The sequence below is a fragment of the Streptomyces sp. NBC_00440 genome, from assembly GCF_036014215.1.
Lineage (GTDB): Bacteria > Actinomycetota > Actinomycetes > Streptomycetales > Streptomycetaceae > Streptomyces.
The window spans coordinates 1759314-1784894 of the sequence record NZ_CP107921.1 but is presented as its reverse complement, the minus strand read 5'-3'; the positions used below and the strand labels follow the sequence as shown (position 1 = coordinate 1784894).

The 25581-nt window shown below is 72.0% G+C and carries 29 protein-coding genes; 18 read left to right on the top strand and 11 right to left on the bottom strand.

Going from position 1 to position 25581, the window contains the following annotated elements; genetic code table 11:
* The first annotated feature begins 4 nt into the window (after positions 1-4).
* From hisB to hisF, 6 genes are read left to right on the top strand one after another with little or no spacing between them, the layout of a single operon-like run.
* Positions 5-598, top strand: coding sequence for an imidazoleglycerol-phosphate dehydratase HisB (gene hisB, locus OHB13_RS08030; RefSeq protein WP_266861158.1), 594 nt, complete (start codon positions 5-7; stop codon positions 596-598).
* 2 nt (positions 599-600) lie between these two features.
* The gene (locus tag OHB13_RS08025; protein ID WP_266857967.1) at positions 601-768 is read left to right on the top strand and encodes a hypothetical protein; all 168 of its coding nucleotides are present in this window, start codon (positions 601-603) and stop codon (positions 766-768) included.
* Positions 765-1406, top strand: coding sequence for an imidazole glycerol phosphate synthase subunit HisH (gene hisH / locus OHB13_RS08020; protein WP_405944841.1), 642 nt, complete (start codon positions 765-767; stop codon positions 1404-1406). The genes OHB13_RS08025 and hisH overlap by 4 nt, the downstream gene beginning before the upstream one ends.
* Positions 1406-2149: a bifunctional 1-(5-phosphoribosyl)-5-((5-phosphoribosylamino)methylideneamino)imidazole-4-carboxamide isomerase/phosphoribosylanthranilate isomerase PriA gene (gene priA, locus OHB13_RS08015; RefSeq protein ID WP_328376524.1), complete on the top strand. Its 744-nt coding sequence runs from the start codon at positions 1406-1408 to the stop codon at positions 2147-2149. Before hisH ends, priA begins: the two co-directional genes overlap by 1 nt.
* Positions 2146-2559 (top strand): RidA family protein, encoded by a 414-nt coding sequence (locus OHB13_RS08010; RefSeq protein ID WP_328376523.1) that lies wholly within the window; start codon positions 2146-2148, stop codon positions 2557-2559. The genes priA and OHB13_RS08010 overlap by 4 nt, the downstream gene beginning before the upstream one ends.
* Positions 2556-3311 (top strand): imidazole glycerol phosphate synthase subunit HisF, encoded by a 756-nt coding sequence (gene hisF, locus OHB13_RS08005; protein ID WP_266857970.1) that lies wholly within the window; start codon positions 2556-2558, stop codon positions 3309-3311. The genes OHB13_RS08010 and hisF overlap by 4 nt, the downstream gene beginning before the upstream one ends.
* Before the next feature lie 108 nt (positions 3312-3419).
* On the opposite strand, the gene OHB13_RS08000 is transcribed toward hisF, so the two are convergent.
* Complete coding sequence (locus tag OHB13_RS08000) at positions 3420-4052, bottom strand: TIGR03085 family metal-binding protein (RefSeq protein WP_266857971.1); 633 nt, start codon at positions 4050-4052, stop codon at positions 3420-3422.
* 92 nt (positions 4053-4144) lie between these two features.
* On the opposite strand from OHB13_RS08000, the gene hisI reads away from it, so the two are divergent.
* The 11 genes from hisI to lgt all read left to right on the top strand — a co-directional run bounded on the left by hisI (position 4145) and on the right by lgt (position 13059).
* On the top strand, positions 4145-4513 hold the full coding sequence (gene hisI / locus OHB13_RS07995) for a phosphoribosyl-AMP cyclohydrolase (RefSeq protein ID WP_266857972.1): 369 nt from the start codon (positions 4145-4147) through the stop codon (positions 4511-4513).
* A 54-nt stretch (positions 4514-4567) separates the two neighbouring features.
* Positions 4568-6070: an anthranilate synthase component I gene (locus OHB13_RS07990; RefSeq protein ID WP_328376520.1), complete on the top strand. Its 1503-nt coding sequence runs from the start codon at positions 4568-4570 to the stop codon at positions 6068-6070.
* Positions 6070-6720 (top strand): TIGR02234 family membrane protein, encoded by a 651-nt coding sequence (locus tag OHB13_RS07985; RefSeq protein WP_328376518.1) that lies wholly within the window; start codon positions 6070-6072, stop codon positions 6718-6720. The genes OHB13_RS07990 and OHB13_RS07985 overlap by 1 nt, the downstream gene beginning before the upstream one ends.
* 150 nt (positions 6721-6870) lie before the next feature.
* Positions 6871-7119, top strand: a complete 249-nt coding sequence (locus OHB13_RS07980; protein WP_266857975.1) for an HGxxPAAW family protein — start codon at positions 6871-6873, stop codon at positions 7117-7119.
* A gap of 104 nt (positions 7120-7223) precedes the next feature.
* A complete protein-coding gene (locus OHB13_RS07975) occupies positions 7224-7742 on the top strand; it encodes a DUF2752 domain-containing protein (RefSeq protein ID WP_328376517.1) in 519 nt (172 codons plus the stop codon).
* A 115-nt stretch (positions 7743-7857) separates the two neighbouring features.
* On the top strand, positions 7858-8667 hold the full coding sequence (trpC, locus tag OHB13_RS07970; RefSeq protein WP_266857979.1) for an indole-3-glycerol phosphate synthase TrpC: 810 nt from the start codon (positions 7858-7860) through the stop codon (positions 8665-8667).
* A 5-nt stretch (positions 8668-8672) separates the two neighbouring features.
* Positions 8673-8810, top strand: coding sequence for a tryptophan biosynthesis modulator TrpM (trpM, locus tag OHB13_RS38725; protein WP_368078203.1), 138 nt, complete (start codon positions 8673-8675; stop codon positions 8808-8810).
* Positions 8811-8876: 66 nt separating this feature from the next.
* Complete coding sequence (gene trpB / locus OHB13_RS07965; RefSeq protein ID WP_328376515.1) at positions 8877-10124, top strand: tryptophan synthase subunit beta; 1248 nt, start codon at positions 8877-8879, stop codon at positions 10122-10124.
* The gene (trpA, locus tag OHB13_RS07960; RefSeq protein ID WP_401600423.1) at positions 10121-10978 is read left to right on the top strand and encodes a tryptophan synthase subunit alpha; all 858 of its coding nucleotides are present in this window, start codon (positions 10121-10123) and stop codon (positions 10976-10978) included. Before trpB ends, trpA begins: the two co-directional genes overlap by 4 nt.
* 72 nt (positions 10979-11050) lie before the next feature.
* Complete coding sequence (locus tag OHB13_RS07955; RefSeq protein ID WP_266857983.1) at positions 11051-11875, top strand: DsbA family protein; 825 nt, start codon at positions 11051-11053, stop codon at positions 11873-11875.
* 125 nt (positions 11876-12000) lie between these two features.
* Positions 12001-13059, top strand: a complete 1059-nt coding sequence (lgt, locus tag OHB13_RS07950) for a prolipoprotein diacylglyceryl transferase (protein WP_328376513.1) — start codon at positions 12001-12003, stop codon at positions 13057-13059.
* Positions 13060-13122: 63 nt separating this feature from the next.
* On the opposite strand, the gene OHB13_RS07945 is transcribed toward lgt, so the two are convergent.
* From OHB13_RS07945 to OHB13_RS07900, 10 genes are read right to left on the bottom strand one after another with little or no spacing between them, the layout of a single operon-like run.
* Positions 13123-14001, bottom strand: coding sequence for an HpcH/HpaI aldolase/citrate lyase family protein (locus OHB13_RS07945; RefSeq protein ID WP_266857987.1), 879 nt, complete (start codon positions 13999-14001; stop codon positions 13123-13125).
* Positions 13998-15278, bottom strand: a complete 1281-nt coding sequence (locus tag OHB13_RS07940) for a CaiB/BaiF CoA transferase family protein (RefSeq protein ID WP_443062990.1) — start codon at positions 15276-15278, stop codon at positions 13998-14000. Before OHB13_RS07940 ends, OHB13_RS07945 begins: the two co-directional genes overlap by 4 nt.
* Positions 15279-15304: 26 nt before the next feature.
* Positions 15305-16735 carry an ADP-ribosylglycohydrolase family protein gene (locus OHB13_RS07935; RefSeq protein WP_328376509.1) on the bottom strand — a complete coding sequence of 477 codons (1431 nt, stop codon included), beginning with the start codon at positions 16733-16735 and terminating at the stop codon, positions 15305-15307.
* Positions 16732-17889: an ADP-ribosylglycohydrolase family protein gene (locus OHB13_RS07930; protein ID WP_328376507.1), complete on the bottom strand. Its 1158-nt coding sequence runs from the start codon at positions 17887-17889 to the stop codon at positions 16732-16734. Before OHB13_RS07930 ends, OHB13_RS07935 begins: the two co-directional genes overlap by 4 nt.
* Positions 17886-19079 (bottom strand): ADP-ribosylglycohydrolase family protein, encoded by a 1194-nt coding sequence (locus tag OHB13_RS07925; RefSeq protein WP_266857995.1) that lies wholly within the window; start codon positions 19077-19079, stop codon positions 17886-17888. Before OHB13_RS07925 ends, OHB13_RS07930 begins: the two co-directional genes overlap by 4 nt.
* Positions 19076-20203 (bottom strand): ADP-ribosylglycohydrolase family protein, encoded by a 1128-nt coding sequence (locus tag OHB13_RS07920; protein WP_328376506.1) that lies wholly within the window; start codon positions 20201-20203, stop codon positions 19076-19078. The genes OHB13_RS07925 and OHB13_RS07920 overlap by 4 nt, the downstream gene beginning before the upstream one ends.
* A gap of 51 nt (positions 20204-20254) precedes the next feature.
* Positions 20255-21583, bottom strand: coding sequence for an ABC transporter substrate-binding protein (locus tag OHB13_RS07915; protein WP_328376505.1), 1329 nt, complete (start codon positions 21581-21583; stop codon positions 20255-20257).
* A complete protein-coding gene (locus tag OHB13_RS07910; protein WP_328376503.1) occupies positions 21583-22437 on the bottom strand; it encodes a carbohydrate ABC transporter permease in 855 nt (284 codons plus the stop codon). Before OHB13_RS07910 ends, OHB13_RS07915 begins: the two co-directional genes overlap by 1 nt.
* Entirely contained in the window at positions 22434-23393 is a 960-nt protein-coding gene (locus OHB13_RS07905) for a carbohydrate ABC transporter permease (RefSeq protein WP_328376502.1), read from the bottom strand. The genes OHB13_RS07910 and OHB13_RS07905 overlap by 4 nt, the downstream gene beginning before the upstream one ends.
* Positions 23390-24427 carry a LacI family DNA-binding transcriptional regulator gene (locus OHB13_RS07900; protein ID WP_328376501.1) on the bottom strand — a complete coding sequence of 346 codons (1038 nt, stop codon included), beginning with the start codon at positions 24425-24427 and terminating at the stop codon, positions 23390-23392. Before OHB13_RS07900 ends, OHB13_RS07905 begins: the two co-directional genes overlap by 4 nt.
* Positions 24428-24726: 299 nt before the next feature.
* Here OHB13_RS07900 and OHB13_RS07895 point away from each other — a divergent pair, with 299 nt between their 5' ends.
* Positions 24727-25458, top strand: coding sequence for a VIT1/CCC1 transporter family protein (locus OHB13_RS07895; protein ID WP_328376500.1), 732 nt, complete (start codon positions 24727-24729; stop codon positions 25456-25458).
* Positions 25459-25581 lie beyond the last annotated feature (123 nt).

Sequence of the window (25581 nt, the reverse complement as noted above, 5' to 3'; positions counted from 1 at the left end):
TCGCGTGGGCCGCATCGGACGGGTGGAACGCACCACCAAGGAGACCTCGGTCGTGGTCGAGATCAATCTCGACGGCACCGGCAAGGTCGACGTGTCGACGGGGGTCGGCTTCTACGACCACATGCTCGACCAGCTGGGCCGCCACGGCCTCTTCGACCTCACGGTCAAGACGGACGGCGACCTGCACATCGACTCGCACCACACCATCGAGGACACCGCCCTGGCGATCGGCGCCGCCTTCAAGCAGGCGCTCGGCGACAAGGTGGGCATCTACCGGTTCGGCAACTGCACGGTGCCGCTGGACGAGTCGCTCGCCCAGGTCACCGTCGACCTGTCGGGCCGCCCCTACCTGGTGCACACCGAGCCGGAGAACATGGCGCCGATGATCGGCGAGTACGACACGACGATGACCCGGCACATCCTGGAGTCGTTCGTCGCGCAGGCCCAGATCGCGCTGCACGTCCACGTGCCGTACGGGCGCAACGCCCACCACATCGTGGAGTGCCAGTTCAAGGCCCTGGCCCGCGCGCTGCGTTACGCGTCCGAGCACGACCCGCGGGCAGCGGGCATTCTTCCTTCGACCAAGGGCGCCCTGTAAGCATGACTGGCCTCAACACCATCCTCATCGTCGTCGGCCTCTTCCTGGCCGGCGGTATCTACTCCTTCGTCAAGCAGAAGATGCCCGCGAGCCTCATCGTGCTGCTCTCCATCGGAGCCGTGATGTGCCTGGCGGCGGGTGTGATGCGTATCCAGGGAATCTGGACATGACCGCCCGCAGGAAGGTCGTGGTCTTCGACTACGGCTTCGGCAACGTCCGCTCCGCCGAGCGCGCGCTCGCGCACGCCGGCGCGGACGTCGAGATCACCCGTGACTTCGACCGCGCCATGAACGCCGAAGGGCTGCTCGTCCCCGGTGTCGGTGCCTTCTCCGCCTGTATGAAGGGGCTCAAGGAGGCCCGCGGCGACTGGATCGTCGGCCGCAGGCTCGCCGGCGGCCGCCCGGTCATGGGCATCTGCGTCGGGATGCAGATCCTCTTCGAGCGCGGCATCGAGCACGGCGTGGAGACCGAGGGCCTCGACGAGTGGCCCGGCACGGTCGGCCCGCTCAAGGCCGACGTCGTACCGCACATGGGGTGGAACACCGTGGAAGCCCCGGCGGACACCGAGCTCTTCGCCGGGCTCGACGCGGCAGCGCGCTTCTACTTCGTGCACTCCTACGCGGCGCACGACTGGTCGCTCGAAGTCACCAACGCCAGGATCCGCGCCCCGCGCGTCACCTGGGCCACGCACGGCGAGCGCTTCGTCGCGGCCGTCGAGAACGGCCCCCTGTCGGCCACCCAGTTCCACCCCGAGAAGTCCGGCGACGCCGGCGCCCAGCTGCTGACCAACTGGATCGGAACCCTCTGATGTCCGCCTTGCAGAAGAAGCTCGAACTCCTCCCCGCCGTCGATGTCCGGGACGGCCAGGCGGTCCGCCTCGTCCACGGAGAGTCCGGCTCCGAGACCTCCTACGGCTCACCGCTGGAAGCCGCGCTCGCGTGGCAGCGGTCGGGCGCCGAGTGGCTGCACCTGGTCGACCTCGACGCCGCCTTCGGCACCGGCGACAACCGGAAGCTGATCTCCGAGGTCACCTCGGCGATGGACATCAAGGTCGAGCTCTCCGGCGGCATCCGCGACGACGCGTCGCTGGCCGCAGCCCTCGCCACCGGCTGCACCCGGGTCAACCTCGGCACCGCCGCGCTGGAGACCCCCGAGTGGGTCGCGAAGATCATCGCCGAGCACGGCGACAAGATCGCGGTCGGCCTCGACGTACGCGGTACGACCCTCAGAGGCCGCGGCTGGACCCGGGACGGCGGCGACCTCTACGAGACGCTCGCCCGCCTCGACTCCGAGGGCTGCGGCCGCTACGTGGTCACCGACATCGCCAAGGACGGCACGCTCCAGGGCCCCAACCTGGAGCTCCTGAAGAACGTCTGCGCGGCCACCGACAAGCCCGTCGTCGCCTCCGGCGGCGTCTCCTCGCTCGACGACCTGCGGGCCATCTCCTCGCTCGTCCCCTCGGGCGTCGAGGGCGCGATCGTCGGCAAGGCGCTGTACGCCAAGGCGTTCACCCTGGAAGAGGCCCTCGAAGCGGTAGCGGTGGCGGCATGAGCGAAGGCGCCACGGACGGCGGCGTACGCCGTATCGCCTCCGGCGGCCCGTGGGAGGAGGCCTTCGGCTACTCCCGCGCCGTGGAGCTGCCCAACGGCCTCGTCCTGGTCGCCGGCTGCACCGCCATGGCCAACGGCCGGATCGCGGAGGGCGGACCGTACGAACAGGCCGTCACCGCCTTCGGCGTCGCCGTCGACGCCCTCAAGGAGCTCGGCCTGGGCGCCGAGCACGTGGTCCGCACCCGGATGTACGTCACGCACGCCCGTGACGTGGACGAGGTCGGCCGCGCCCACAAGGAACTGTTCGACAAGGTGCGGCCCGCCGCATCCATGATCATCGTCTCCGGTTTCGTCGACCCCAGCCTGGTCGTCGAGGTCGAGGTCGAGGCGTACCGGGGGAAGCACGCATGACACTCGCCGTACGGGTCATCCCCTGCCTGGACGTGGACAACGGCCGCGTCGTCAAGGGAGTCAACTTCCAGAACCTCAGGGACGCGGGCGACCCCGTCGAGATGGCCAGGCTCTACGACGCCGAGGGCGCCGACGAGCTGACCTTCCTCGACATCACCGCCTCGTCCGGCAACCGCGAGACGACCTACGACGTGGTGCGCCGCACCGCCGAGCAGGTCTTCATCCCGCTCACCGTCGGCGGCGGTGTCCGTACCACCGAGGACGTCGACAAGCTGCTGCGCGCGGGCGCGGACAAGGTCGGCGTCAACACGGCGGCCATCGCCCGCCCCGAGCTCATCAGCGAGATCGCCGAGCGCTTCGGGCGCCAGGTGCTCGTCCTCTCGGTCGACGCCCGCCGCACCGCCGACGGCACCTTCGAGGTCACCACGCACGGCGGCCGCCGGGGCACCGGTATCGACGCCGTCGAGTGGGCGCACCGGGCGGCCGAGCTGGGGGCGGGCGAGATCCTGCTCAACTCCATGGACGCCGACGGCACCAAGGACGGCTACGACACCGAGATGATCGCGGCGGTACGCGCACACGTCACCGTCCCGGTCATCGCGAGCGGTGGCGCGGGCGCCCTGGAGCACTTCCCGCCGGCCGTCGGCGCGGGCGCCGACGCGGTGCTCGCCGCATCGGTCTTCCACTTCGGTGACCTGCGGATCTCCCAGGTCAAGGACGAGCTGCGGCAGTCCGGCCACCCGGTCAGGTAACACCGGACACCCGGCCGGGCAGCACCGGACACCGGCCGGGCAGCACCGGCCGCCGGTCAGGAAGAGCCGCCCGGCCGCCCTCCCGCAGGGGCGGCCGGGCGCTCGGACTCACAGACCGAGCTTGGCCTCGATCGCCTTGGCCGACGCCTCCGCGTCCCCGTCGACCTCCACCTTCGCCGCGTCCTGCCGGCCGAAGGCGAACATCGTCAGCTCGCCCGGCTCCCCGGTGACCGTCACCACCGGCGTGCCGCGGTGCGCGACCGCGGTCTGGCCGTCGGGCCGCCGCAGCACGAGCCCCACCGGCGCCCTGCGCCCCATCAGCCGGGCCCCCTTCTCAAGACGCCGCCACAGCGCCTCGGCGAAGACCGGGTCCACCTCACGGGGCGACCAGTCGGGCTGCGCCCGCCGCACGTCCTCGGCATGTACGAAGAACTCGACGGCGTTGGCGCCCTCGTCCACCTGCTTGAGCGAGTACGGCGAGAACTTGGGCGGCCCCGTACGGATCAGCTGGATCAGCTCCTCGTACGGCTTCGCGGTGAATTCGCCCTGCACCCGGTCGAGGCGCCCCTTGAGCGCGCCGATCAGGATCCCGCCCGCCGCGTCGAGCCGCCGCTCGCGTACCACCACATGGGCGGCGAGATCGCGGGTCTTCCAGCCCTCGCAGAGCGTCGGGGCGCCGGGACCCGCCGCCTCCAACAGGTCGGCGAGGAGAAGTCGTTCGCGCTTGGCATGGGTCGACATGCCCGCCAGCGTACGACCGCGCTCCCCGTTCCGCCCAGTGGGCTGTGGTGGGCCGGGTCCGCCGGGCCGCGCGGGCGCGGCACAATGAATCCATGACCAGCACGCCCAGCACACCGCAGTCCACCGGTCTCGACCCCGCGATCGCCGCACGCCTCAAGCGCAGCGCGGACGGCCTGGTGCCGGCCATCGCCCAGCAGTACGACACCGGTGAGGTGCTGATGCTCGGCTGGATGGACGACGAGGCCCTGCACCGCACCCTCACCACCGGCCGCTGCACGTACTGGTCGCGCAGCCGCAGGGAGTACTGGGTCAAGGGCGACACGTCCGGGCACGTGCAGCACGTCAAGTCGGTCGCACTCGACTGCGACGCCGACACGGTCCTGGTGAAGGTGGACCAGGTCGGCGCGGCCTGCCACACGGGCGAGCGGACCTGCTTCGACGCGGACGTCCTGCTGGGCTGATACAGCGGCCGACTGGCGACCGAGCGCCGGGCCGACGGCCCCTAGACTTCCGCCATGGACCTGGAGACCTTCCGCAAGCTCGCCGCCGACCGCCGCGTCATCCCCGTCACCCGCACCCTTCTCGCCGACGGAGACACCCCGGTGGGCCTCTACCGGAAGCTCGCAGCGGAGCGCCCGGGCACCTTCCTCCTGGAGTCCGCCGAGAACGGCCGCACCTGGTCCCGCTACTCCTTCATCGGCGTACGGTCCGCCGCCACCCTCACCGAACGCGACGGCGCCACCCACTGGGAAGGCGCCCCGCCGGTCGGCGTCCCGGTCGACGGCGACCCGCTGCAGGCGCTGCGCGCCACCGTCGAGGCGCTGCACACCCCGCGCGATCTGGCGGGCGGGCTCCCGCCCTTCACCGGCGGCATGGTCGGCTACCTCGGATACGACATCGTGCGCCGCCTGGAGAAGGTCGGACCCGGCGAGCGCGACGACCTGAAACTCCCCGAGCTGACCATGCTGCTCACCTCGGACCTCGCCGTACTCGACCACTGGGCCGGCACGGTCATGCTGATCGCCAACGCGATCAACCACAACGACCTCGACACCGGGGTGGACGAGGCCTACACCGACGCCGTGGCCCGGCTCGACGCCATGGAGGCGGACCTCGTGCGCCCCGCCGGGACCGCACCCGCCGTACTGCCGGCGTCCGAGCTCCCCGAGTACACCGCGCTCTGGGGAGGCAAGGACTACCAGGACGTGGTCGAGGACATCAAGGAGCGCATCAGGGCCGGTGAGGCCTTCCAGGTCGTGCCGTCCCAGCGCTTCGAAACGGCCTGTACGGCGAGCGCGCTGGACGTCTACCGGGTGCTGCGCGCCACCAACCCCTCGCCGTACATGTACCTCTTCCGCTTCGACGGCTTCGACGTCGTCGGCTCCAGCCCCGAGGCGCTGGTCAAGGTCGAGGACGGGCGCGCCATGGTGCACCCCATCGCCGGGACCCGGCACCGCGGCGCGACACCGCGCGAGGACCAGGAGCTCGCCGACGAGCTGCTCGCCGACCCGAAGGAGCGCGCCGAGCACCTGATGCTGGTCGACCTCGGCCGCAACGACCTCGGGCGGGTCTGCGAGCCGGGCTCCGTCGAGGTCGTCGACTTCATGTCGGTCGAGAAGTACTCCCACGTCATGCACATCGTCTCCACCGTGACCGGCCGGGTCGCCGAGGGCCGCACCGCCTTCGACGTCCTCACCTCGTGCTTCCCCGCCGGTACCCTCTCCGGCGCCCCCAAGCCCCGCGCGCTCCAGATCATCGACGAGCTGGAGCCCACCAGGCGCGGGCTCTACGGCGGCTGCGTCGGCTACCTCGACTTCGCAGGCGACTCCGACACCGCCATCGCCATCCGCACGGCGCTGCTGCGCGACGGCACCGCCTACGTCCAGGCCGGGGCCGGTGTGGTCGCCGACTCCGACCCGGTCTCCGAGGACAACGAGTGCCGCAACAAGGCGGCGGCCGTGCTCCGCGCCGTCGGTTCGGCCAACCGCCTCACCGGTCCCTCGGGGCGTAGGGGATAGTGGAGGACGTGAGTGCCGTACCCCAGCCCCGATCCGAAGCAGGACCGGCCGCAGCCTCCCCGGGCAGCCGCCGCAGTCTTGCCACCGCTCTGCTACTCGGCGCAGTCGGCGCTGCCGTCGTCCTCCTGTCCTCCGGGCAGACCTGGGCCCGGGGCAATGCTCCGGTCGGCGGCGGAGTCCTTCCGCTGACGGCCGACGGGGGCGATGTCACCGGAGTGCCCACGGCTCTGGCGATCGTCGGTCTGGCCGCTCTCGTCGCGGTCTTCGCGGTACGCAGCGCGGGCCGTGTCTTCGTCTCCGCGCTGCTCGCCCTGTGCGGGGCCGGCGCGGGCGTGGCGGCCGTCGCCGGAGCGGGCGACAGCGCCGCACTGAACGACAAGGCGGCCACCAGCGCCGGCAACACCGCCACCACCATCGAGGCGCTCTCCCACACGGCCTGGCCCTATGTGGCCGCGTTCGGCAGCCTGCTGATCCTCTTCGCGGGGCTGCTCGCCCTCCGCTACGGTAAGCAGTGGCCGGCCATGTCCAGCCGGTACGAGCGCGACGGCACCCCGCGACCGCGCCGGCCACGCACGGCACCGGATCCGGAACGGCCCGAGGAGATCTGGAAGGCGCTCGACCGCGGCGAGGACCCCACGCGGGAGGCGTGACGGACAGCTCACCCCCCAGCTCATCGCCCGGCACGGCGGTGCGCGACAATGGGCGTGAGCTTCCGGCGCCCGCCGGGCCACGGCTGCGACGGGCGACCGCGGAACACGGCTCGCATCAGGGCCTGGACACACAGCAACGAGGAGCAACTCATGGCGGGCACCAGCCACGGACACACCCCGGCCGCCTGGACCGGCGTCATCATCGCCTTCATCGGCTTCTGCGTCTCGGGCGCCTGCATGGTGGTACCCAGCCCGATCGGCGTCATCGTCGGACTGGTCGTCGTGGTACTCGGCGGTGTCGTAGGCGTCGCCATGAAGGCCGCGGGCCTCGGTATGCCGAAGGAGTCCGAAGCCAGCATCCAGGCCAGGGCGCGGGCTTCCCAGGCGCAGGCGCACTGACGGACCGCTCCGCGAGTACCGTCCGGCGGGGCGCAGTCCGGTTCTCCGGGCTGCGCCTTCCCGTATGAGCTGCGCCTTCCCGTCCGAACAGGGAGAATCGCCGAGTGGACCCCAACGCAGCCCCTGCCGCCCTCCGCGCCCCGGCCCCGCCGCCGGCCTGGCTCCCGGCGCCCGGACACCCCGGGCCCCCCGTCTCCGGACACCCGGCGCCCCCGGCCCCCGAGCCGCTCGTACGCCGGCTTCTCGTACCACTCGGCACGCTGGCCGCGGTCGCCGCCGCCTTCACCTACGTCGGCGCCGTCGACCCCAACCACCCCGGTCACTACCCGGTCTGCCCGTTGTACGCGGTCACCGGCATCTACTGTCCGGGCTGCGGCGGGCTGCGCAGCGCCCATGCCGTCGCCCACGGCGACTTCGCCGCGGCCCTCGGTGACAACGCGCTCGCGGTCGTCGGGTACGGCGTCTTCGCCGTGGTGATGGTGGTGTGGCTGATTCGCGCCGTAAGGGGACGGCCGGCCGAGCGGTTCACGATCCGGCCCGCCCTCTGGTGGGGCATCGGCGCCGTCGTCCTGGTCTTCAGCGTGCTGCGCAACCTCCCCATGGGGTCGTTCCTGGCCCCGTGAGCGTCCGCGGGACCGGAACTCGCACCGACCGGATGCGGGGCCCGGGGTCTTCTACGGATAACATCACCATGGCTGATCCTGATCCATCCACACGTCCCGGAAGGGGGCCGCTCGCGTGAGTGTGCTCGACGAGATCATCGAAGGCGTACGCGCCGACCTCGCGGAGCGGCAGGCGAGCGTCAGCCTCGACGAGCTCAAGGACCGCGCCGCGAAGGCTCCCCGGGCCAAGGACGGCGTCGCGGCGCTCCGCGGCGACAGCGTCAAGGTCATCTGCGAGGTCAAGCGCTCCAGCCCCTCGAAGGGCGCGCTGGCGGCCATCGCCGACCCCGCCGCGCTCGCGGCCGACTACGAGGCGGGCGGCGCGTCCGTCATCTCCGTACTGACCGAGCAGCGCCGCTTCGGCGGCTCGCTGGCCGACCTGGAGGCCGTCCGGGCCAAGGTCGACATCCCGGTCCTGCGCAAGGACTTCATCGTCACCGCGTACCAGCTCTGGGAAGCACGGGCGTACGGAGCCGACCTGGCGCTCCTGATCGTCGCGGCCCTGGAGCAGGAGGCGCTCGTCTCGCTGATCGAGCGCGCCGAGTCCATCGGGCTCACCCCGCTGGTCGAGGTCCACGACGAGGACGAGGCCGAGCGCGCGGTCGCCGCCGGAGCCCGGGTCATCGGGGTCAACGCACGCAACCTCAAGGACCTCAAGGTCGACCGCGGCACCTTCGAGCGCGTCGCCCCCGAGATCCCCTCGCACGTGGTCAAGGTCGCCGAGTCCGGGGTCCGCGGCCCGCACGACCTGATCGCCTACGCCAACGACGGCGCCGACGCCGTGCTGGTGGGCGAGTCCCTGGTCACCGGCCGGGACCCGAAGGGCGCCGTCGCCGACCTGGTCGCCGCGGGCGCCCACCCGGCCCTGCGGCACGGGCGGGACTGACCCCCATGGCCATTGCCCGTCTCTCGCGTGGGTGCAAGCCCCGCGGCTGCCGTGCGCCCGCCCGGCGGGTGCACGGACGACGGGTGCGCTACCACATCGGTTCCGAGCCCGGCCAGATCAACGGCATGCGATGGCGTCGCTGAGCGGACAGCTCAGCAACACCTCTCACCTCCTGCGTACCACCCCTTACGTACCTGCGGAGATCACGCATGTCTTCAGAGTTCTTCATCCCGGATCCGGACGGCCGGATCCCCAGCGCCGAGGGCTACTTCGGCGCCTTCGGCGGCAAGTTCATCCCCGAGGCGCTCGTCGCCGCGGTGGACGAGGTCGCCGTCGAGTACGACAAGGCCAAGTCCGACCCGGCCTTCGCGGCCGAGCTGAACGACCTCATGGTCAACTACACCGGCAGGCCGAGCGCCCTCACCGAGGTGCCGCGGTTCGCCGAACACGCCGGTGGCGTACGGATGTTCCTCAAGCGCGAGGACCTCAACCACACCGGATCGCACAAGATCAACAACGTGCTCGGTCAGGCCCTGCTCACCAAGCGCATGGGCAAGACCCGGGTCATCGCGGAGACCGGGGCCGGACAGCACGGCGTCGCCACGGCGACCGCCTGCGCCCTCTTCGGTCTCGAATGCACCATCTACATGGGCGAGATCGACACCGAGCGCCAGGCGCTCAACGTCGCCAGGATGCGGATGCTCGGTGCCGAGGTCGTCGCCGTGAAGTCCGGCAGCCGCACCCTCAAGGACGCCATCAACGAGGCGTTCCGCGACTGGGTCGCCAATGTGGACCGCACGCACTACCTCTTCGGCACGGTCGCCGGGCCGCACCCCTTCCCGGCGATGGTGCGCGACTTCCACCGGGTGATCGGCGTCGAGGCGCGGCGGCAGATCCTGGAGCGCGCGGGCCGGCTCCCCGACGCCGTCGCCGCGTGCGTCGGCGGCGGGTCCAACGCCATCGGGCTCTTCCACGCGTTCATCCCGGACGCCTCGGTGCGTCTCGTCGGCTTCGAGCCCGCCGGACACGGCATCGCGACCGGCGAGCACGCGGCGACGCTCTCCGCCGGTGAGCCGGGGATCCTGCACGGCTCCCGCTCGTACGTGCTCCAGGACGAGGAGGGCCAGATCACCGAGCCCTACTCGATCTCCGCCGGGCTCGACTACCCCGGCATCGGCCCGGAGCACGCCTATCTGAAGGACGCCGGCCGCGGCGAGTACCGCGCGGTGACCGACGACGAGGCGATGCAGGCGCTGCGGCTGCTGTCGCGCACCGAGGGGATCATTCCGGCCATCGAGTCGGCGCACGCGCTGGCCGGTGCGCTGGACCTCGGCAAGGAGCTGGGCAAGGACGGGCTGATCGTGGTCAACCTGTCCGGCCGCGGCGACAAGGACATGGACACGGCCGCCCGCTACTTCGGGCTGTACAGCGCGGACGCGGAGGTGGCAGCCAAGTGAGCCAGAACAGCGGAAACAGCGGAACTGGCGCGCACGGCGGGCACGGCGGAAACACAGCGCTCCTGAGCTCGGTCCTGGCCGGGGCGAAGGCCGAGGACCGGGCGGCGCTCATCGCGTACCTCCCGGCCGGATTCCCCACGGTCGACGGCGGGATCGAGGCGGTGAAGGCCGTCATCGAAGGCGGCGCCGACATCGTCGAGGTGGGGCTGCCGCACAGCGACCCGGTCCTCGACGGTCCGGTCATCCAGACCGCCGACGACATCGCGCTCAAGGGCGGGGTGAAGATCGCCGACGTACTGCGCACGGTGCGCGAGGGGTACGAGGCCACGGGCGCGCCCATCCTCGTCATGACGTACTGGAACCCCATCGACCGGTACGGCGTCGAGCGGTTCACCGCCGAGCTGGCCGAGGCGGGCGGCGCCGGCTGCATCCTGCCCGACCTGCCGGTCCAGGAGTCCGCGCTGTGGCGCGAGAACGCGGAGAAGCACGGTCTCGCGACCGTCTTCGTCGTCGCGCCGAGCAGCAGGGACGAACGGCTGGCGACGATCACCGCGGCCGGGTCCGGCTTTGTCTACGCGGCCTCGCTGATGGGGGTCACCGGCACCAGGAACTCCGTGGGTGAGCAGGCCCAGGAGCTCGTACGGCGCACCCGCGCCACCACCGAGCTGCCGGTGTGCGTGGGGCTCGGGGTCTCCAACGCCGAACAGGCCGCCGAGGTCGCCGTGTTCGCCGACGGAGTGATCGTCGGGTCCGCGTTCGTCAAGCGGATGCTCGAAGCGGAGAACGGCGCCGCGGGTCTGGACAGCATCCGCGAACTGGCGGGCGACCTGGCCAAGGGCGTACGCAGAAGCTGACGCCGTCGCTCGTACGGGTGGAACTGGGACCGGGGAGGCGCGCTCGTGCCTCCCCGGTTCGTTGCTGCGGGTGTGAGCGAGAAGAACCGAGACGCGAAGAGGGCCGCCCGCGAGCGGCTCATCGAAGAGCGTGAGAAGCAGAAAGCCCGTGACCGGCGCAAGCGGGGAATGATCGTCGGCGGCTCCGTGGTGGGGGTGCTGGCGCTGGCCGCGGTGATCGGAGTGGTCGCGGCCAACTCCGGCTCGGACAGCGGCAGTGACAGCGCGAGCAGCCCCCTCACCGTGCCGAGCGGCGCGACCGGAAAGGACAGCCTGGCGGTCCCCGTGGGCGCGAGCGACGCACCGTCCACGCTCACCGTCTGGGAGGACTTCCGCTGCCCGGCCTGCGGCCAGTTCGAGAATGGCTTCCGCAGCACGATCCACGAGCTGGAGAATTCCGGGCAGCTGAAGGTCGAGTACCACCTCGCCACGCTCATCGACAGCAACATGGGCGGCACGGGCTCGCTGCGCGCGGCCAACGCCGCCGCCTGTGCGCAGGACGAGAGGAAGTTCCCCGCGTACCACGACGTGCTCTACGAGAACCAGCCCGAGGAGACCACGGACCCCTACGCCCAGAACAGCAAGCTGATCGAGCTGGCAGGGAAGGTGAAGGGGCTGAAGACTGCGGCCTTCACCTCCTGTGTGAACGGCGGGAAGCACGACAGCTGGGTGAAGCGGTCGAACGCGGCCTTCCAGAAGGGCGGCTTCAGCGGCACCCCGACGGTCGAGCTCAACGGCTCGTCGGTCTTCCCGAAGAAGGGCAATGAGCAGATCTCGCCCGCCAATCTGAAGAAGTGGGTGACCGAGGCCAACCAGGGCAAGAAGGCGGGCACGGTCTCACCGGCGCCCGCGGCCTGAGCCCACCGGGACAGGGCCCTGTCACGCACGGTGTTACGCACGCTTGTTACGCACGGCCTTGTTACGCATACGTTGCCGGGTGGGTGGTCCGACGGCCCACCCGGCCATGTAGCGTCTGCGGTGCCATGAACCTTGCCTTCATTCCCAGTCCGTCGACCGGCGTGGTCCATCTCGGACCGATTCCGCTGCGCGGCTACGCGTTCTGCATCATCATCGGTGTCTTCGTCGCCGTCTGGTACGGCAACAAGCGCTGGGTCGCCAGGGGCGGCAGAGTGGGCACCGTGGCCGACATCGCGGTCTGGGCCGTGCCGTTCGGCCTGGTCGGCGGGCGGCTCTACCACGTCATCACCGACTACGAGCTGTACTTCAGCAGTGGCCGGGACTGGGTCGACGCCTTCAAGATCTGGCAAGGCGGCCTCGGTATCTGGGGCGCGGTCGCGCTCGGCGCGGTCGGCGCCTGGATCGGCTGCCGCCGCCGCGGTATCCCGCTGCCCGCGTGGGCCGACACACTGGCCCCGGGCCTCGCCTTCGCCCAGGCCATCGGCCGCTGGGGCAACTGGTTCAACCAGGAGCTGTACGGCAAGCCGACCGATCTGCCCTGGGCGCTGAAGATCAGTGCGGGCCCCGACAGGATCGCCGGGACGTACCACCCGACCTTCCTCTACGAGTCGCTCTGGTGCGTCGGCGTCGGTTTCCTCGTCATCTGGGCCGACCGCCGCTTCAAGCTCGGCCATGGGCGGGCGTTCGCGCTGTACGTCGCTTCGTACTGCGTGGGCCGCGCCTGGATCGAGCACATGCGGGTCGACTACGCGCACCACATCCTGGGGCTGCGGCTCAACGACTGGACCGCGCTGATCATGTTCCTGCTCGCCGTGACGTACTTCGTCGTCTCGGCGAAGCTGCGGCCGGGCCGTGAGGAGATCGTCGAGCCCGCCGCGGCGGAGGCGGACAGGGAAGCCGGGGACGACGCCGAGGCCGCCGAGGCCGAGGCCGCCGGGGCTGACGACGCCAAGGCCGAGGACGCTGACGGTCGTGCCGGTACCGATGCCGATGGTGCCGGTCCCGACGCCCCTGCCGACGCCGGCAAGAGCGACAGCCCGGCTGCGGCCGATGCGCAGGACGAGGCAGCCGGGACCGCCGAGCCGGCCGGGGTCAAGGCGGAGGCGCAGGCCGAGAAGGGCTGACCGGCCCGCTCAGCGCCCGCGTCGCAGGCGCACCCTGTGTCTCAGTTGCGCAGGCGCTCCGTCTCAGGTGCGCCTGCGTTCCGCGAGATCCAGCGTGCGCCGGGCGCCCGCCACCACTGCCGCATCCACGAAGCGGCCGTCGGGCAGTGCCAGCGCCCCCTCGTCGGTGGGCGCGGCCAGCACGATGTCCCGCGCCGCCCGGACCTCCGCCGCGGTGGGCAGATACGCCCGCTCGATCACCGGCAGCTGCCTCGGGTGGATCGCCGCGCGCCCCAGGAACCCCAGCGCCCGGCCCCGTGCGCAGGATGCCGCGAGCCCGTCCAGATCCCGTACGTCCGCGTACACCGACTGAGCGGGCGGAGCCAGTCCCGCCGCCCGTGCCGCGACCACCGCGCGGCTCCGGGGCCAGGCGAGGCCCGCCTCGTCGTACACGCCCAGATCGGCCCGGAGATCCGCCTCGCCGAGAGCCAGCCCGCACACCGCTGGGCTGGCCGTGGCGATCTCGTAGGCACGTTCCACGCCCAGCGCCGACTCCAGTATCGGATAGAGCGGAACGCCCTCCCGGCCCGCGGCGGCCGCCGCCCAGCCGGCCACTCTGCGCACCTCCGCGGGCCCGTTGGCCTTCGGCAGCCGCAGCCCCGCGAGGCCCGGAAGACCGGCGACTGCCCGTACGTCCGCCTCGGCGAGCGGCCCGTCCAGCGCGTTGATCCGGACATGGACCGGCGAGGGGCCGGGGGCCGGATCGGCGAGGAGTTCGGCGGTGGCGTCACGTGCGTAGGCCTTGCGGTCGGGTGCGACCGCGTCCTCCAGGTCGACCAGCACCACATCGGCGCCGGCCGCCAGCGCCCGCGCCACCACAGCGGGCCGGTCGCCCGGCACGTACAACCAGGTCAGCACGGTCCGCACCGGGCTGCGCGCGGGCAGTTCCTCCGACACGCTCACCGGACCGCACCCGACTCCCGCAGGGCCGCGATGTCGGCGGGCTCCAGGCCGATCCCGGTCAGCACGGCGTCGGTGTCGGCGCCGTGCGGCCTCCCCGCCCACTTGATGGCGCCCGGCGTCCCGGAGAGCCGGAAGAGGACGTTCTGCATCCTGATGGTGCCCAGCTCCTCGTCGGGGACCTCCGCGATCGTGCCCAGCGCCCGGTACTGCGGGTCCGCCATGACATCGCCGATCTCGTAGACCGGCGCGATGGCCGCCTGCGCCTCCTCGAACGCCGTCACCACATCGGCCCGGTCGTGCCGGGCTATCCAGTCGCCGACCGCCGCGTCCAGCTCGTCGGCGTGCCGGGCGCGCTGCGCCCCCGAAGCGAACCACGGCTCGTCGATGAACTCGGGCCGCCCCACCAGCCGCATCACCCGCTCCGCGATCGACTGCGCCGACGTCGAGACAGCCACCCAACTGCCGTCGCGGGTGCGGTAGGTGTTGCGCGGCGCGTTGTTGTTCGACCGGTTGCCGGTGCGCGGCTGCACATAGCCGAGCTGGTCGTACCAGATGGGCTGCGGGCCCAGCACCGCCAGCATCGGTTCGATGATCGCCATGTCCACGACCTGGCCGCACCCGGTGCGGTCCCGCCCGGCGATGGCCGCCATCACGGCGTACGCGGTGGAGAGCGCGGCGATCGAGTCGGCGAGGCCGAAGGGCGGCAGCGTCGGCGGTCCTTCCGGCTCGCCGGTCATGGCGGCGAAACCGCTCATGGCCTCGGCGAGCGTGCCGAATCCGGGGCGCCGGGAGTACGGACCGAACTGGCCGAACCCGGTCACCCGCGCCAGCACCAGCCGGGGGTTGGCCGCGGACAGCTCCTCCCAGCCCAGGCCCCACTTCTCCAGGGTGCCGGGCCGGAAGTTCTCGATGATCACATCCGCGCCGGCGGCCAGCCTCAGCAGCACGTCGCGACCGTCCGGCGACGAGAGGTCGAGCGTGATGTTGCGCTTGTTCCTGCCCAGCAGCTTCCACCACAGCCCCACGCCGTCCTTGCTGGGACCGTGCCCGCGTGAGGGGTCGGGCCTGCGGGGGTGCTCCACCTTGATGACCTCGGCCCCGAAGTCGCCGAGCAGGGTCGCGGCCAGCGGCCCGGCGAAGAGCGTCGCCAGATCGAGGACGCGCAGCCCTCCGAGTGAGGACGGCTGAGGGCCTGCTGCGTCTGCCGGGCCCACTGTGTCTTCCGGGTCTTCCGGGTCTGCTGCGTCTGCTGTGTCTGTCGTGTCGTCGTCGTGCATGAGTCGCTGTTCCTCCGCTGCCCTGCTCATACCGCCCTGTCCCTCCGCCGCACATGGCGCAGCGTGCGCTCGGCGAGCGTGTCGAAGCCGATGCCGTCCAGGCCGCCCACCGTGGTGGCCAGCCGGTTCCGCAGGGGCGCGGTCCAGCGGGCCGGGACGGCGCGCGGGCCGCCCGCGAGCAGTCCGGCGACGCTGCCCGCCGTCGCCCCGTTGGAATCGGTGTCCCAGCCCCCGGACACCGCGCGGCAGATGGAGCCGGTGAAGTCGCCGTCCGCGTGGGTCAGCGCCGCCGCGAGCAGCGCCGCGTTCGGCAGTACGTGCACCCAGTGGTGGTCGCCGTACGCCGAGTGCAGCTCGTCCACGACCGACTCGAACGCGGCGGCGGTGCCCAGCGGTTCGGCGGCGGCCCGGCCGATACCGAACCGCACGGCGGCCGCGTACCGGGAACCCGGCGGCACGACCGAGAGACCGGCCCGCAGACACGCGTGGATGTCCGCGCCACCGCCCGCGGCTGCCGCGATCACGGCGGCGGCGAACATCTCGCCGTACACCCCGTTCGCCGTATGGGTGAGCACCGCGTCCCGCCAGGCCGCGGCGGCTGCCGCACCCGGATCACCCGGGTGCGTCCAGCCGAAGACGTCGGCCCTGATCTGCGCACCGATCCACTCGCGGAACGGATTGCGGTACGCGGCGGTGTCCGGAGGTTCGGCCCCCGCGAGCAGATTGCGGTACGCGACCCGCTCGGCGGTGAAGGTCCGGCCGGCCGGCAGCTCGTCCAGCCACAGCTGTGCCACGTCCGCGGTGCTGAACTCCGGCCCGTACCGGTCGAGCAACAGCAGCCCGAGCAGCGGGTAGTTGAGGTCGTCGTCCTCGGGGGCGCCGTCAATGTTCTCGGCGAGCGAGGTGGGGCGCGAGCGGCGGTTCCACGGATGGGCGGCGGCCACCTCCGGGTCGAGACCCACCTCGGTGAACCAGCTGTCCAGCGGCCAGTTGCCGGTGGAGCGGGCGATGGCCCGGATGCCGTCCAGCGTCAGCTTCTCGACCGGCTTGCCGAGCACACAGCCCGCGGCCCGGCCCAGCCAGGACGCCTCAAGCCGTGAGCGCAGCGCGTCCCGGTCCACCGGACCGTCCGCGGGGGCGGGCCACTCGGGGCACAGCGCCCTGATCGCGGGCAGCTCCGTCGGCTCGTCGGCCGCCAACGGCGAGGCAGTCGCGCCCAGTTCGTCCAGAATTTCACAGGCGAGCGTCCGCAGCTCCGGTGCGGCGGGTGCGGCGGAAGCGCCCGCGCGGGCCGGCGCCGGATGGCCGCCCGCCGCAGTCCACCGCCGCTCGGCAGCCGCCGGATCGCGCCCGTCCTGCGCCGCCTGGCGCAGCTCGTGCCCCACCAGGTCCTCGGGCTGCACCCAGGTCAGCCGCAGCGGACGGCCGGTCGCCGCCGGGGAGCCGGGGGCCGTCACCGGACACCCGCGATGGCACCGAACAGCGCCTCGTGCTCCCGGCGCCGCTCCAGATCGCGGGCGAACACCTCGCGGGTGACGCCCGCGAGTGCGGCGGCCGGAGTGTGCAGATCGAGACGGCTCGCCGTGGCGACCTCCCCGGCCCAGTCGGCGGGGACCGCGCTCTCGCCGTACAGCGCGCCCACGATCGCACCGCTCATGGTGGCGATGGAGTCGCAGTCCCGGCCGTAGTTGACGGAGCCGAGTACGGTCTCACGGAATTCGCCGCGGCCCGCGAGCAGCATCCCGAGCGCCACCGGCAGCTCCTCGATGGAGTGCAGCCGCGACGGACGGCGGGCGCCCAGCGACGGCTTGCGGTACTCGGGGCCCACCGTGTCGAAGGGGGTCACCGCCTCGCGCAGCGGCTTCAGCGCCGACTCGAACCCGTCGTGCGCGGCGGCCACTTCGCAGACCGCCTCGATCGCCGCGCGGGTGCCGTCCTTCGCCAGTCCCAGCACATCACCGACGACCGAATCCGGGGTCGCGCCCGGCTTGCAGGCCGCGGCCACCGCAGCGGCGAAGACCGCTGCCGCCTCCCGCCCGTAACTGGACTGGTGGGCGCCCGCGATGTCCAGGGCCTCGGCGTACGCGTTCGCCGGGCTGCCCGCGTTGACCAGGCCGACGGGCGCCATGTACATCGCGGCGCCGCAGTTGACGATGTTGCCGACCCCGGCCTCACGCGGGTCGACATGCCCGTAGTGCAGCCGCGCGACGATCCACTTCTCGGCGAGGAAGATCCGCTGCAACGGCAGTGCCTCCGCCTCCAGTTCGGGGATCCAGCGCGGTGTGCCCATCAGGTCGGGCACCAGGTGGTCGGCGACCGCGTACGCGTCGAGGTGGTCGCGCACGGTCTCGTAGACGCGGATCAGCGCATGGGTCATCAGGGTGTCGTCGGTGACGTGCCCGTCGCCCTTGTGGTACGGGGCGATCGGCCGGGCGGTACGCCATTCCTCCTTGTAGAAGGGCTCGACGATGCCCTGCACACGGCCGCCGTGCCGCTCGCTGATGGCCTCCGGGGTCCAGCCCTCCACCGGGCCGCCGAGCGCGTCCCCGACGGCCGCGCCGATCAGGGCTCCGGTGGTGCGGTCCTCCAGGGAGGGGGTGGGCACGGTCATGAGCGGGTTCCTTCCGGGAGGACATGCAGAGGGGAGGCGAGCCGTGCGGCGACCTCGACGAGGTCGGTGCCGGCCAGCTGGGGCAGGGCGCAGCCGACGAGGGTGCGGCAGCTGTCCCGCCAGGTGTCGGGCAGGGACCCGGCGCCGCCGATGGCGCCTGTGAGGGCGCCCGCCAGCGCGGGCGCCGAGTCGGCGACCCGGGACAGACAGGCGGCGGACGGCACCGCCTCGGCGAGCGCGCCGCCGGCCGCGAGCGTCATCGCCAGGGCGACGGGCACCGTCTCGGCGGCGGCGATCCCGTAGCTGTAGACGTGGTCGACGATCTCGTGCTCCAGGACGGGGACCAGCGCGAACGCACTGCCGGGGCGTCCCGTGCCGGCGGCCGTCGCGGTCCGGGCGAGCGCCACCGCGTGCAGCGCGTTGCGGCGGATCTCGCTGCCGTCGGGGAGCTGCGCGAGCGCCTCGTCCACACAGGCGGCGGCCGTCGCTCCGCCCAGTGCGGCGGCGACCGCTGCGGCCATCGCGCGGGCGCCGTGCACCCCGTCACCGTCCTGGGTGTAGCGGGCGTCGAACTCCGCGAGGTCGGCGGCGGCGGCCGGGTCGCCGGGGTGCACCACGGCGAGTACCGCGGCGCGCACACAGGCGGCGTCGTCGAAGTGGTGCGGATTGTCATGGCCGGTGGCCGGGGGCCGCAGTCCCGCCGCCAGATTCCCGAGACCGGCCCGTACGGAGATCCGGGCGCGCAGCGGGATCAGCGCCGACTCGATCTCGTCGGCCTGCGCGGACGCGGCGGCCACCTCGTCGGCGAGCGCGTTCCAGGCCAGCGCCAGCGCGGAGCGCACCCGCTGCTCTGGGGAGAGATCGCTGTGCCCCGACGAGGCGGCCGACAGGATCGCCTGCGCGGTGAACGTGGCCCACTCGGCGTCGTCGGAGGGTCCCAGCTGGAGCGGGGCCGGCGGCTGGTTCAGGGCGATGGGCACCGGCAGTGTGGTGGTGGCGTTCTGCTCGGCGAAGGTGTCCAGTTCACGGGTGAGCCTGCGGGTCCAGTTGGGCAGCAGCGCCGCGCGGTGCCGCCCGGCCGGCCAGCCCGCGGCGTCGCCCGCGGCGATCCCCAGGAGCAGGCCCTCCACCCGGCGGTGCGGATCGCGGCCGGACAACTCGGGGGCGGGACGGTTCAGCTGTGTGGTCACGAGGCGGCCTGCCTGTTCTCGTTCGACGGGTCGGTCGCCCGGCCCGGCACCGCGTTCAGCGGCAGCAGCGCGTCGGCGACATCGAGGATGTGGCGTCCGGCCATGGCGGGCAGACAGCTGCCGCGCACCGGCCCGATGGCGGCCGCCCAGTGGGCGGGGATGCCGCTCTCGCCACCGAGCGCCCCGGCGAGTGAGCCCGCGACGGCCGCCGTGGTGTCGGCGTCGCGGCCCATGTTCACGGCCGTCAGCACCGACCCGCGGAAGTCGCCGCGTGCGGCGATGAAGGCCCCGAAGGCGAGGCCCACCGCCTCGGGTGCCAGGTCGGTCCACGGGTACCCGCCGATCACGACGGCCGAGCGCACCGCGCGTTCGACCGGGAGCGGCGAGCCGTCGGGCCCCGGCACCGCCCGGCGGGCCGCGCTGACCGCGCGGTGCAGCGAGCGTGCGGTCCAGGAGTCCTCGGGGATCACCGAGAGCGCGGCCTGCACCACCGCGTCGGGACTGTCGCTCACCATGGCGGCGGCCACTCCTGCGGCGACGGCCTGCCCGCCGTAGATCCCCTCGCCGTCATGGCTGACCGTGCCGTCCACCGCGACCAGCCGGGCCGCCTCGGCGGGCCGCCCCGTCGCGTACACCCCGAACGGCGCGGCCCGCATGGCGAGTCCGTCGCTCCACGCGTGCCGGTGCTGGGCGGAGATCGGGGCCGCGAGCCCGCGCCGCAGGTTCTCCAGGGTGCCGCGCTCGCTGAACCCGGCGCCGCGGAACGGGCCTTCGTCGCGGTCGGCGATCCACAGGTGCCACGCCGCCTCGACATGGGCGACGGTCAGCGCCGAACCGTGCTCGGCGAGCAGCAGCCCCGAGAAGATCGCGTACTCGGTGTCGTCCGTACCGGCCGGCTCGTCCAGGACGAAGCCCTCGATACGGCCCCAACGCTCCCGGATCCGGGAGGGCTTCATGTTCTCGGCGGGGGCGCCCAGGGCGTCCCCCACGGCCAGGCCGAGGAGGGCGCCGCGGGCGCGGTCCCGGAGCGTACCGGGGAGACCGGGCCGCTCGCGCCGGAGCCGGGCCGGGGGTGGTCTGTTCGCCGTGTCTGCTTCGGGGGCCGGGCCTGGGCTGCCGCTCATGGGCTGATCGTGCTCATTTCTGGGGTTGTGCGGGCGCGGGCGCGGGAGGCGTCAGCGCTGGTACCGGTCGAGGACCCGCTGGCCGTCGCCGGTCAGCTTGGAGCGCAGCGAGCTCAGACCGATCGAGCCGTTGTAGTACTCCTGGAAGGCGGGGGTGGCGATCTTGTCCTTCCACTCGGCGTAGCCACGCACCCCGAGTACGGGGGAGGGGATCAGGTCGCCGGCCATCTCGCTGCCGGTGCGCCAGCCGTTCTCCGGGGTGCGCAGCGCCGGGTCCTTCAGCGCCGAGCGGCTGTCGGGCAGCAGCCAGTCGCCGAGGGCGAGGCGCGCGGCGTTCTTGCCCTGGGTGAGGAAGGAGATGAAGTCGACCGCCGCCTGCTTGTGGTGCGAGTCCTGCGAGACCGACAGGGTCTGCGGTACGACCCCCTGCGAGCTGCCCCGCGGTCCGCTCCCCGCGGGCATCGGCAGGACCGTCCAGCCGAAGCCCTTCGGCGCCTGCTGCTGGACCTGCTGCCGGAAGGAGAAGTTCAGCGGCACCATGGCGTACTTGCCGGCGTAGAACCCGGGCAGGGTGTCCGAACCGCCCATGCCCAGACTGCTCTTGGGCGCGGTGTGGTCCTGGTTGATCTGCCGGTTGATGATCCGGGACACCGCGGAGTCGGCGGCGTCGAAGCTCACCTTGTTCTTGCCGTCCGCCTTCTTGAAGATCTGCCCGCCGGTGGACGCGGAGCTGTTGACGGACTGGCTCACCGGCTCCTTCATCGACCAGGCGACGCCGTACCGCCGGGTTTTCCCGCCCGGCCCCCGGACCGTGAGCTTCTTGGCGGCCTGCTCGAACTCCGGCCAGCTCCAGGGGTGGGCGGCGGTGGGAATCCGGACGCCGGACGCCTTGAGCAGTTTGGTGTTGGCGACCATGACCCGCGGCTCCTGGAGGAACGGCACGCCGTAGATCCCCTTGCCGAAGGTGGTCATGTCCCACGACTGCCGGGGGATGTCCTTGTGTAGCGACGCGGGCAGCATCCCGCGTATGTCGGCGAGATAGCCGCCGTACGCGAAGTCCGTGAGGTCCGACGCGTCGTCATGGATGATGTCCGGCGCCTGGCCGCCCTCGAAGGAGGTGAGCAGCTGGTCGTGGATGCCGTCCCAGCTGCCCTGTACGTACGTGACCTGCACGTCGGGGTGGTGTCTGTTCCACTGCGCGACCAGTGCCTTGTTGGCGGCCACGGAGTCCTTCTGCCAGGCCAGGCTGAGGAATTGGAGCGTGACCCGGCCGGACGAGTCGTCACCGCTGTCGCCCTGGCCGCAGCCGGTGACGAGGACCAGCCCGGCAGCGGCGGCCAGCGCCGTCAGCGCGGTACGGATCCGGTTACGGGTGCGCATCAGCCCTTCACCGCCCCTGCGAGCATCCCGCCGACCAGCCTGCGCTGGAGCAGCGCGAAGAAGAGCAGGCTGGGGATGGTGGCGATCACGGAGGCCGCGGCGAGCGGTCCCAGGTCGGCGACGCCCTCGGCGCCGAGGAAACGGGTCAGGATCACGGACATCGTCTGGTTCTCCGGGGACTTGAGCAGCACGAGGGCGAAGAAGAACTCGTTCCAGGCGGTGACGAAGGTGAACATCGCCGTCGCGACCAGACCCGGGGTCAGCAGCGGGAAGACCACGCTGACCAGGGTCCGCAGCCGCCCGGCGCCGTCGACGGCCGCGGCCTCCTCCAGCGTGACCGGGACGGCCTTGACGTACCCCTGGAGCATCCAGAGCGAGAACGGCAGGTTCCAGACGACGTACACCGCGATCAGACCGGCGAGCGAGTTGATCAGGTGCAGGTTCTTCAGCACCAGGAACAGCGGGATGATGATCAGCACGAACGGGAACATCTGGCTGACCAGCACCCAGCCGTTGGCCACCGCGGACATCCGGCTGCGGAAGCGGACCAGGGCGTACGCGGCGGGCACCGCCAGCGCCACCGAGATCACCGTCGCGCTGCCCGCCACGATCAGGCTGTTGAGCGCGGAGTGCAGCAGCGGCTGTGCGTCGAAGGCGGCCCGGAAGTTGTCCAGGGTCGGGTGCTGGGGGAGCCAGGTCGGGCTGATGGACCCCAGTTCCCTGGGGGACTTGAACGCGGTGGACACCAGCCACAGCAGCGGGAACGCCAGGAAGACCAGGTAGCACAGGAGGGCCAGGTACTGACCGGTGCGGCCGGCCGTCCGCCGGGCGCGGAGCCGTGCGGGGACACTCATGCCGCCTCCTCCTTGAGCTTCTTGCGCAGGAACACGGTGAGGAGGACCGCGATGAGGGCGACCATCACCAGACCCATCGCGGCCGCGTAGCCGAACTGGCCGTACTTGAAGGCCTCTTCGTACGAGAAGAGCATCGGCAGCCGGGTCTTGCCGCCAGGTCCGCCCTGCGTCAGCACGTAGACCAGGCCGAACGAGTTGAAGTTCCAGATGAAGTTCAGCGCGGTCACGGCGACCACCACCGGCCTGAGGGCGGGCCAGGTGACGGTGGTGAAGCGGCGCCACATCCCGGCGCCGTCGAGCTGCGCCGCCTCCTTCAGCTCCACCGGTACGTTCTGCAGCCCGGCGAGCAGCACCACGGTGGTCTGCGGCATCCCCGCCCACACACCGACGACGATCACGGCCGGGAGCGCCACCGAGAGGCTGGTCAGCCAGTCGACGTTGTCGCTGATCAGGTGCAGCTGCATCAGCGTCTTGTTGAGAATGCCCGCGTCCGGGTGGTACACGAGCCGCCACATGATCCCGACGACCACCTCGGGCATCGCCCAAGGGACCAGCGCGAGCGTGCGGGCCAGCCAGCGGAAGCGCAGGTTCTCGTTGAGCAGCAGGGCCAGGCCCAGCGCCAGCACGAACTGGAGCACGGTGACGCTGACGGCCCAGACGATGCCGATCCGGAACGACTCCCAGAACAGCGAGTCGTGCAGCAGATCGCCGAAGTTGGCGAGGCCGGTGAACTGGGTCGACGTGGTGCGCCCGGCCTGCGAGTCGGTGAAGGCGAGCGAGAAGCCGTACAGCAGCGGACCCACGCTCAGCACCAGGATCGGTATCAGGGCGGGCGCCAGCAGGAACCACGCCCCCCGGTCCAGACCGAGCGCCCGTCTGCGCTGGTCGGGGGTGCGGGGCGGTGGGGTGCCGCGGTGGCCCGCGGCGTCTTTGCCACGGGCTGCGGTGAGACTCATACGGACCTCGGGTTCTCCAGGTCGGTCGCCGGCGCGGTGGAGGCGCGTACGACGAGGCGGGGTACGGCGGTGCTGTGCTGCGGGGCTTCGGGGGCCGCGCCCTGGCCGAGCCGGGCGAGCAGCAGTCCGGCCGCCCGCCTGCCGCGCTCGACGGAGCCCAGGTCGACGCTGGTCAGCGGCGGCCAGGCGGCCTGGGCCAGGGCGCTGTCGTCCATTCCCGCCACGGCGACGTCGTCGGGGATGCGCAGCCCGCGGGAGTGCAGGGTGCGGACCGCGCCGACGGCCAGCTGGTCGTTGGCGCAGAAGAGTGCGTCGGGGGAGGCGGCCAGCAACTGCTCGGCCGCCGCTGCGCCGGACTCGGTGGCGAAGTCGGTGTTCACCACGAGCGATTCGTCGTAGCGCAGGCCCAGGCCGTCGAGGGCCTTGCGGTAGCCGGTGGCGCGGTTGCGTCCCGGCACCGTGTCGAGCGGGCCGTTGATGAAGGCGATCCTGCGCCGCCCCGTCCCGTGCAGATGGCGTACGGCGAGCCCGACGCCGCGTACGGAGTCGGCGCGGACGCTGTCGACCGGCACGTTCTCCGGCAGCGAGCCGATGATCACGACTGGGGCGGCCGCCGAGCTGAGCGCCTTCGCGTAGGCGCCGGTGATGCGGATGGGGCAGAGGATCAGCCCGTCGCTCGTGCGGTCGCCCAGACTGCGGATCGCGGCGAGCTCGTCCTCCACGACCGCGTCGGTGGAGTGCAGCAGCAGCCGGTATCCGGCGGCCCGGGTGACGGACTGGATCCCGCGGACCATCGCCACGTACACCGGGTTGCCGATGTCCTCCATCGCGAAGGTCAGCTGCCGGGTCCTGCCGCCCTTGAGTGAGCGGGCCACGGCGTTCGGTACGTAACCGAGCTCCGCGACCGCGCGCTCGACCCGCGAGACGGTGTCGGGGCGTGCGCCGACGCCGTTGAGCACCCGGGAGACGGACGCGATGGACACCCCCGCGCGCTGGGCGATCGACACGATGGTCGGTGTCCCGTTCTGCGGCATGTCTGTCCCCTGAGCATCCGTGACCTGGTGTGAGTGCGTGCTGTAAACGTTTCCAGCAACTGGAAACGTTTACAGATACTGGAGACCCGGCTCGGGGACGTCAATGCGCCTGTCGTGTGATCCGCGTCTCACCGGAGTTCCATGGAGATCGCATCCGGGCTGGTCCCGGCCCTTCGCGCCCCTGGTAAGTACGGCCTTCCTTGCTGGCGAGAGCCATTTTTCGTGCGTACTTTCGACCGTGTTCCCGGGTCCGCTGCGCGGAGCGGGGGGCGCTGACGCAAGAGAGAGGGCGGGGACCGATGTCCATCATGGAGAACGAGGCGGCGCTGCATGAGGCGCACCGCGACAACCACACCCACCGGGACGTCAACGGCGGCTGGCTGCGCCCCGCCGTCTTCGGTGCGATGGACGGGCTGGTCTCCAACCTCGCGCTGATGACCGGGGTCGCGGGCGGTGACGTCTCGCACCGCACCATCGTGATCACCGGCCTGGTGGGCCTCGCGGCCGGAGCCTTCTCGATGGCCGCGGGCGAGTACACCTCGGTCGCCTCGCAGCGCGAGCTCGTCCAGGCCGAACTCGAAGTGGAGCGGCGGGAGTTGCGCAAGCACCCGCTGGACGAGATGAAGGAGCTCGCGGCGCTCTACGTGTCGCGCGGGGTGGAGCCCCGGCTCGCGGCCGAGGTCGCCGAGCAGCTCTCCAGGGACCCCGAGCAGGCGCTGGAGATCCACGCCAGGGAAGAGCTGGGCATCGACCCGGACGACCTGCCGTCCCCGCTGGTCGCCGCACTGTCGTCCTTCGGCGCCTTCGCGCTGGGCGCGCTGCTCCCGCTGCTCCCGTATCTGCTCGGCGCCACCGCGCTGTGGCCGGCCCTGCTGCTGGCCCTGATCGGTCTCTTCGGCTGTGGTGCAGTGGTGGCGCGGGTCACCGCGCGCTCCTGGTGGTACAGCGGGCTGCGGCAGCTGGCGCTGGGAGGGGCTGCGGCCGGGATCACCTACGTACTGGGCGCGCTGTTCGGCACCGCCGTGGGCTGATCGGCTTCCGGGCCTTCACCGGTCCGGGGGAGTGAGGCATTATGCGTCGAGCATCATAGGTATCGGCTGCCCGGCGGTTTTGAGTGACGAATCACCGGGCATAAGCCGGAAGCGCCGCAGGCA

Excerpts from the sequence above, each read along its gene's own strand:
- hisI (WP_266857972.1), top strand. The coding sequence starts at position 4,145 with ATGACCAGCACGCCCAGCACACCGCAGTCCACCGGTCTCGACCCCGCG.
- OHB13_RS07900 (WP_328376501.1), bottom strand. The coding sequence starts at position 24,427 with ATGCCGCAGAACGGGACACCGACCATCGTGTCGATCGCCCAGCGCGCG.
- OHB13_RS08025 (WP_266857967.1), top strand. The coding sequence starts at position 601 with ATGACTGGCCTCAACACCATCCTCATCGTCGTCGGCCTCTTCCTGGCC.
- OHB13_RS07940 (WP_443062990.1), bottom strand. The coding sequence starts at position 15,278 with ATGCACGACGACGACACGACAGACACAGCAGACGCAGCAGACCCGGAA.
- OHB13_RS07920 (WP_328376506.1), bottom strand. The coding sequence starts at position 20,203 with ATGAGCGGCAGCCCAGGCCCGGCCCCCGAAGCAGACACGGCGAACAGA.
- OHB13_RS08000 (WP_266857971.1), bottom strand. The coding sequence starts at position 4,052 with ATGTCGACCCATGCCAAGCGCGAACGACTTCTCCTCGCCGACCTGTTG.
- OHB13_RS07990 (WP_328376520.1), top strand. The coding sequence starts at position 4,568 with ATGGACCTGGAGACCTTCCGCAAGCTCGCCGCCGACCGCCGCGTCATC.
- OHB13_RS08010 (WP_328376523.1), top strand. The coding sequence starts at position 2,146 with ATGAGCGAAGGCGCCACGGACGGCGGCGTACGCCGTATCGCCTCCGGC.
- OHB13_RS07895 (WP_328376500.1), top strand. The coding sequence starts at position 24,727 with ATGTCCATCATGGAGAACGAGGCGGCGCTGCATGAGGCGCACCGCGAC.
- OHB13_RS07915 (WP_328376505.1), bottom strand. The coding sequence starts at position 21,583 with ATGCGCACCCGTAACCGGATCCGTACCGCGCTGACGGCGCTGGCCGCC.
- trpB (WP_328376515.1), top strand. The coding sequence starts at position 8,877 with ATGTCTTCAGAGTTCTTCATCCCGGATCCGGACGGCCGGATCCCCAGC.
- OHB13_RS07930 (WP_328376507.1), bottom strand. The coding sequence starts at position 17,889 with ATGACCGTGCCCACCCCCTCCCTGGAGGACCGCACCACCGGAGCCCTG.
- priA (WP_328376524.1), top strand. The coding sequence starts at position 1,406 with ATGTCCGCCTTGCAGAAGAAGCTCGAACTCCTCCCCGCCGTCGATGTC.
- OHB13_RS07905 (WP_328376502.1), bottom strand. The coding sequence starts at position 23,393 with ATGAGTCTCACCGCAGCCCGTGGCAAAGACGCCGCGGGCCACCGCGGC.
- hisH (WP_405944841.1), top strand. The coding sequence starts at position 765 with ATGACCGCCCGCAGGAAGGTCGTGGTCTTCGACTACGGCTTCGGCAAC.
- trpM (WP_368078203.1), top strand. The coding sequence starts at position 8,673 with ATGGCCATTGCCCGTCTCTCGCGTGGGTGCAAGCCCCGCGGCTGCCGT.
- lgt (WP_328376513.1), top strand. The coding sequence starts at position 12,001 with ATGAACCTTGCCTTCATTCCCAGTCCGTCGACCGGCGTGGTCCATCTC.
- OHB13_RS07910 (WP_328376503.1), bottom strand. The coding sequence starts at position 22,437 with ATGAGTGTCCCCGCACGGCTCCGCGCCCGGCGGACGGCCGGCCGCACC.
- hisF (WP_266857970.1), top strand. The coding sequence starts at position 2,556 with ATGACACTCGCCGTACGGGTCATCCCCTGCCTGGACGTGGACAACGGC.
- OHB13_RS07980 (WP_266857975.1), top strand. The coding sequence starts at position 6,871 with ATGGCGGGCACCAGCCACGGACACACCCCGGCCGCCTGGACCGGCGTC.